General features: G+C 61.3%; 6 protein-coding genes and 1 pseudogene. 5 read left to right on the forward strand and 2 right to left on the reverse strand.

The genetic code is table 11. The annotated features are described in order from the left end of the window. Nucleotides 1-55: 55 nt before the first annotated feature. Nucleotides 56-255, reverse strand: a pseudogene (locus EOA85_RS38535) (hypothetical protein). 125 nt (nucleotides 256-380) lie between these two features. Beyond that, entirely contained in the window at nucleotides 381-1,577 is a 1,197-nt protein-coding gene (locus tag EOA85_RS01365) for an ROK family transcriptional regulator (RefSeq protein WP_206523220.1), read from the reverse strand. Nucleotides 1,578-1,718: 141 nt separating this feature from the next. On the opposite strand from EOA85_RS01365, the gene EOA85_RS01370 reads away from it, so the two are divergent. The 5 genes from EOA85_RS01370 to EOA85_RS39765 form a co-directional block, all read left to right on the forward strand. Next, entirely contained in the window at nucleotides 1,719-2,984 is a 1,266-nt protein-coding gene (locus EOA85_RS01370) for an ABC transporter substrate-binding protein (protein ID WP_127208054.1), read from the forward strand. 60 nt (nucleotides 2,985-3,044) lie between these two features. Continuing rightward, nucleotides 3,045-3,980 (forward strand): sugar ABC transporter permease, encoded by a 936-nt coding sequence (locus tag EOA85_RS01375; protein WP_127208055.1) that lies wholly within the window; start codon nucleotides 3,045-3,047, stop codon nucleotides 3,978-3,980. After that, nucleotides 3,973-4,875 (forward strand): carbohydrate ABC transporter permease, encoded by a 903-nt coding sequence (locus EOA85_RS01380; RefSeq protein WP_127208056.1) that lies wholly within the window; start codon nucleotides 3,973-3,975, stop codon nucleotides 4,873-4,875. The genes EOA85_RS01375 and EOA85_RS01380 overlap by 8 nt, the downstream gene beginning before the upstream one ends. A 10-nt stretch (nucleotides 4,876-4,885) precedes the next feature. Then, entirely contained in the window at nucleotides 4,886-5,983 is a 1,098-nt protein-coding gene (gene ugpC, locus EOA85_RS01385; RefSeq protein ID WP_065007049.1) for a sn-glycerol-3-phosphate ABC transporter ATP-binding protein UgpC, read from the forward strand. Nucleotides 5,984-5,987: 4 nt separating this feature from the next. Further along, nucleotides 5,988-6,189: SDR family NAD(P)-dependent oxidoreductase (locus EOA85_RS39765; RefSeq protein WP_127208057.1), on the forward strand; the 202-nt coding region annotated here is incomplete at its 3' end.

Here is a 6,189-nt window from a genome sequence, read left to right on the forward strand (position 1 = left end):
TAATGCCCAAAACTATCGCGCTTGAACATGGCGCGATAGCTTCTGGCTGCCTCTACTAAATATCCGGCTGCTGCGCTTTCACCGGCCGGACTTTCCGCTGACGGAGGTCAGGGCCATGAGCAAGCTTCGCGCGTCCGGCCAGATATGTCTGTCGGCGCTGCTCGGCAATTCACCTCGTTTCTCCATCTCATAGATCGTGCTGTCAGCGAATGGGACGATCAACCTGAGTTCATGCCGCCTTATGGTCCGTGGCAGGCACGTCAGAACCGTTGCGGGACCGGAGCAGCCCACCGGATCGCTGTCCTCATCCTCGTGATTGGGCATCAATCGAGTGGGAGTAAGGGGCAATCGGTCGGCGCTATTCGGCGAGCAAGGCCAGATCATTGCAGTCGGCTGTTGTGTCGCAGCACGAGGCCGACTGCGCCGAGCAATGCGTCGTTCTCTGTGTGCTTGCCAACAATTATCCGCGTGCGCAGGGCGGGCGCGAGATCGCGGGACTTGATGAGCGTGTGGCGTTCATATGACGCGATCAGCGGTGCCAGGAGAATATCGCCCGCCAAAGCCATGCGGCCACCGATAATGATGAGTGGCGGATTGATCACCGAGCCGATCAAGCCAAGACCACGGCCGGCGAACTCGGCGGTGTCCTCGATCATCCGCAGCGCCCCGACGTCGCCCTGTTCAGCCATCATGATTACCTCGTCCATCGTGACCGGCCGCCGCACGATGCGCGAAATCTGCTCGAGCGGCCGGGCAAAGCTCGCATAAAGCTCGAGGCATCCGCGATTGCCGCACCGGCAAAGATCGCCGCTGGGATCAACGCTGATGTGCCCGAATTCGCCGGCACCGCCGGCGATGCCAGTCACCAGCCGGCCATGCTGGACAATGGCCCCGCCGACGCCCAGATCGATCTTGAACAGCACGAAATCATCTTGGCCGACAGCCGCGCCCCACATCAGCTCCGCAATGGCCGAGCAGTTGCTCTCGTTATCGGCGAAAATCGGCTGTTCGAGAACCGGCCCGAACACATCGCGGATGTTGACCCCGGCCCAGGTCGGAACAATACTCGCACGCTGCACCACTCCTTCGCGGCTGACAGGGCCCGAGACGGAAACCCCAACCCCCAGGAGCCCCGCCATCGGCAGACCGTTCTCTTCGTAGGATTGGGCAATTGCTGACTTGGCGAGCTGGGCCGCCTGTTGCGGTTGGTAGTCCAGACCCATGGGGATAGTTTGTTCGGTAATGACAGAATGCGAGACGTCGGCGACGACGCACCGCATCTCATCGAGGCCTAGGTGGATCCCGATACAGGTGCCCGCAGCGGGATTGAGTGTCAATGTCGTCGCAGGCCTGCCGATACCCCTGATCCCGTCATGGTGGGTCGAGGATTCGATCACCATTCCGGACTTTCTCAAGCCATTGAGCGCGGTTGAAACCGTCGACCGCGCCAAACCAGTGATGCGGGTAATTTGCGACGCAGAAAGCACGCCGCGCTCACGTAGACATAGAACGATCAGGCTCTCCGGTGACGCGGAGGGTCTGTCGATCAGCCAATTTCTAAGCGAAGGTTTGTTCATGATGAGCACAAAGGACGTTGACTGATAGCTCAAATATGTCATCTTGGAAAGAACGGAGATTACTGCATCTCCGTCTGCGACGAGCTCAATTGCGTCCACAGGCGGTCGATACGAACCGTAACATCACATGGGAGTGAAACGATGGAATACCTGAGGACGGCCCTTGCGGCCGCTGCGGCGTACACCTTTGTTGCGGGAGCCGCGTTCGCAGAGCCCAAGACCAACCTGTTGCATCAATGGGCGACCGGATCGGACGCCCAGGCTATCGCCAAGCTCGGCGAGATGTTTACCGCCAAGGGTGGCACCTGGCAGCAGACCTCCATCGCGGGCCACACGGCCAACACGCTGGCGAAATTGCGCGCCGACGTGATCGCCGGCAATGCACCCCCCGCGGTGCAGCTCAAGGGACCCGAGATCGCCGAATGGAACGAGACCGGCATGACAGCCAATCTCGACGAACTGGCGACAGCGGAAAATTGGGAGAAGGTCGTCGCTCCCGAATTGCTGCCGGTGATGAAGCCGACCGGCAGCTGGGTAGCGGCGCCGATGAACATCCATCGCATCAACTGGCTGTGGGCATCGCCGAAGGTCATGCAGGAAGCAGGCGTCGCCGAAGTGCCGAAGACATGGACAGACTTCAACGCCGCCTGCGACAAGATCGTGGCGTCAGGCAAAATCTGCATCTCGCACTCGACCGCCGACTGGACCGATTCGACGGTCTTCGAGGTCGTGGTCTACGGAATCGATCTCGATCTCTTCAAGAAGGCCTTCGTCGAGGGTGACGTCGAGGCAATGCGCAGCGACGGCATGGTCAAGGCCTTCGAGCAGTTCCGCACGATGACGACGAAATATATGGACCCTGGCATGAACGGGCGCGACTGGGATACCATGTCGCATCTGGTCGGCCGCGGCGAGGCCGCTTTTCACATCATGGGCGACTGGACGCTCGGCCTGCTCACGGCCGGCGGCTTCAAGGAGGGCACCGACTATGTCTGCGCCCAGGCCCCGACTGATTGGGGCAAGCCGGGCTTCATCCTGAATTCCGACTCGGTCGTGTTCTTCCAGCAGAAGGATCCGGACTATGTCGAGGGGCAGAAACTGCTCGCCAGCACCATCCTGTCGCCCGAGTTCCAGACGATTTTCAATCAGACCAAGGGCTCGATCCCGGCCCGTCTCGACGTCGATCTTTCGAACGGCTTCAACCCCTGCCAGCAGCTCTCCCAGAAGGACCTGCAGGCGTCGATCGATGGCGGCACGCTTGTCCGTTCGATGGCGCATAACATGACGATCCCGCAGAAGGTGCGCGGTGCGATCATGGATACCGTCACTGAATTCGTCGCGACGCCGGATATGACCGCGCAGGACGCAGCTAGTGCCATGGCTGATGCGGCCGAAGCGCAGATGTGAAGAAGCTGCCGATGATGGCCGGGCGCCGGCGCGCCCGGCCTGACTTCCCCGGAGCAGCCGATGTCCACACATGACCTGACTGTACCGGTTGCGTCTCCCGCAACCCCGTGGCGGGAGCGCCTGGGCACGATGGTGCCCATTCTGGTGCTGGCGCCGTCGCTTGCGGCGAGTTTCATCTACGTCTTCGTCTTCACGATTTGGACGCTGTATCTCTCGCTCTCCAACTCGTCGCTGATGCCGACCTATTTGTTCGTCGGTCTGGACAATTATTCTTCGCTCTGGGCGAACCGGCGCTGGAACATCGCCTATACCAACCTCTTCCTGTTCAGCGGCTTCTATATTGTCGGCTCGATGGCCATCGGACTGATTCTGGCGATCCTGATCGACCAGCGCGTTCGCGGCGAGGCGGTTTGGCGTACCATCTTCCTCTACCCGCTGGCGGTGTCCTTCATCGTCACCGGTACGGTGTGGAGCTGGCTCTACAATCCCGTCGACGGCATCCAAGCCTTCGTGCGGGGGCTCGGCTGGACCGACTTCAGCTTCGCCCTGACGGCCAACCGCAACACCGCGATCTATGCGGTGATCATAACTGGTATCTGGCAGTCGTCCGGCTTCGCAATGGCGCTTTTCCTGGCTGGCCTGCGGTCGGTCGATCCGGATCTCGTCAAAGCAGCCCAGATCGACGGTGCGTCGGTTTCCCGAACCTATCGGAAGGTCATCCTGCCGACGATCGCCCCGATTTTTTTGGCGGTGGCGGTCATTCAAATCCAGTTCGCCATCAAAACGTTCGACCTGGTGGCGGCGTTGACGCGGGGCGGGCCAGGTGTGTCCACTACATTCCCGGCGATCTACGTCTACGACCTGATGTTCCAGCGCGGGCAGATCGGCGAGGGTGCCGCTGCGGCGATGATGATGCTCGCCGCCCTTGCGGTTGTGCTGGTGCCCTATTCCTTGTGGATCGTTTGGCGCAGGCGGGCGGAGGGCCGCAATGGCTGAAATTGCCCCCAACCCCCGGCATGATCCCGAAGCGGCGGCGGCTACGCGGCGATATTTCTGGAACCGCTTTCTTACCTATGCGGTGCTGACGCTTTTCGCTGTCATCTACCTGGCACCGCTGCTGGTCGTGGTCTTCAACTCGTTGCGGGAGCAGTCGGAGATTGCCCGCAACGGCCTCATCTCGCTGCCGCGCAGCTTCCGCCTCGACGCGTGGGCGGAGGCTTGGGGTACTTACTGCGTCAGCGGCACCTGCGAAGGCATGAAGCGCAACTTCTTCAACTCGCTCTGGATGACGATTCCCGCGACGGTCATCTCCACGCTTCTCGGCGCCATGAACGGCTATGTGCTGTCGAAATGGCGCTTCAAGGGCTCGGAAATTCTGTTCAATCTGATGCTGCTCGGCGTCTTCATGCCCGGCCAGATCTCGCTGATGCCGTGGGCGTTCCTGCTCGGCAAACTCGGCCTAACCAATTCGACATACGGGCTGGTCTTGATTCACGTCGTCCAGGGCATTTCGTTCACGACCCTGTTCTGCCGCAATTTCTACGTCAGCATACCGGACGACCTCATCAAGGCGGCACGCATCGACGGCGCCGGCTTCTGGCGGATTTTCCGCAAGATCATCCTGCCCCTGTCGCCGCCGATTTTGATCGTCACCGTCATCTGGCAATTCACCGGCATCTGGAACGAGTATCTGTTCGGGGTCGTCTTCACCTCCGGCCAGCAGCAGCCGATTACGGCGGCATTGGTCGCGCTCACTGCCGGCGGCACGACCGCCCGTGCTTACGATGTGATGAGCGCAGCCGTGCTGATCGGCGCGCTGCCGCCGTTGCTGATCTACCTGTTCGGTGGAAAATACTTCGTGCGCGGCCTGACGCAGGGCGCCATCAAATGAGGCATCGCCCATGTCCGCGCTGATGATCCGCGACCTTCACAAGAGCTATGGCGGCCTCGAGATTCTGGCCGGCATCAATCTCGAGGCGCGGACCGGGGAATTCATCGCCCTTGTCGGTCCCTCCGGCTGCGGCAAGTCAACCTTGCTCGCCATGATCGCCGGCCTGGAAACCGTCACGTCGGGTGAGATCTGGATTGGCGACCGGCTGGTGAACTCCGTGCAGCCCAAGGACCGCGACATAGCGATGGTGTTCCAGTCATACGCCCTCTATCCCACGATGACGGTGCGCCAGAACATCACCTTCGGCATGGAAAGCCGAGGCGTGCCCAAAGCGGAGCAGGCAGAAGCGGTAAAGCGGGTTGCCGCACTCCTGCAGATCGAGCAGTTGCTCAACCGCAAGCCCGGGCAATTGTCGGGTGGCCAGCGGCAGCGCGTTGCGATGGGGCGCGCCCTGGTACGCGACCCGAAGCTGTTTTTGTTTGATGAGCCCTTGTCCAACCTCGACGCCAAGCTGCGCGTTGACATGCGCACCGAAATCAAGAAGCTTCACCACCGCGTCGGCAAGACGACTGTGTACGTCACCCACGATCAGGTCGAGGCGATGACGCTCGCGTCCCGCATTGCGGTGATGAACCAGGGCTCGGTGCAGCAGTTCGACACGCCGAAGCGGATCTATGACCGGCCGACCAACATGTTCGTAGCCGGTTTCATGGGATCGCCGGCGATGAATTTCATCCCCGCCCGGCTTACCGGCACAACCAGCATCGCGGTGCGCGCTGCTGACGGCAGCGACGCCACTCTTGCCCTTGCCGCTCCGCTGCCTGTCGGTGCGCCAAAGGACGTGGTGCTGGGTGTTCGGCCCGAACACATCTACCGCTTCACGACCGACTTGAAGTCGCGCAAACCGGCTGTGCAGTCGATGCAGGCGCCCGTCGAACTGGTCGAACCGACGGGGGCCGAGACACTTGCCGTCCTCAGGCTAGGCGACCTGGAGATCACTGGCCGTTTCGAGCCGGATGACGCTCCCATCATGGGCGAGACGATAACGCTCGGCATCGACATGTCGCGCGCCTGTCTGTTCGATCCAACAACCAAGGCGCTTCTGTGATCTCATGTCCAAACAATTCGCGACTTATCCGAGCTTGACCGATCGCGTCGTGCTGATCTCCGGCGGTGCCTCCGGGATCGGGGCCGATATGGTCCGCGCTTTCGTGGCGAATGGCGCCCGCGTGAGCTTTCTCGATGTGCAGGATGAACCCGCGGAGGCATTGGTGCGCAAGCTCAGCGGTGCCGGTGGGCGAGCTCCGTTGTACC

It is taken from the genome of Mesorhizobium sp. M5C.F.Ca.IN.020.29.1.1, assembly GCF_003997375.1.
GTDB classification, from domain to species: domain Bacteria; phylum Pseudomonadota; class Alphaproteobacteria; order Rhizobiales; family Rhizobiaceae; genus Mesorhizobium; species Mesorhizobium wenxiniae.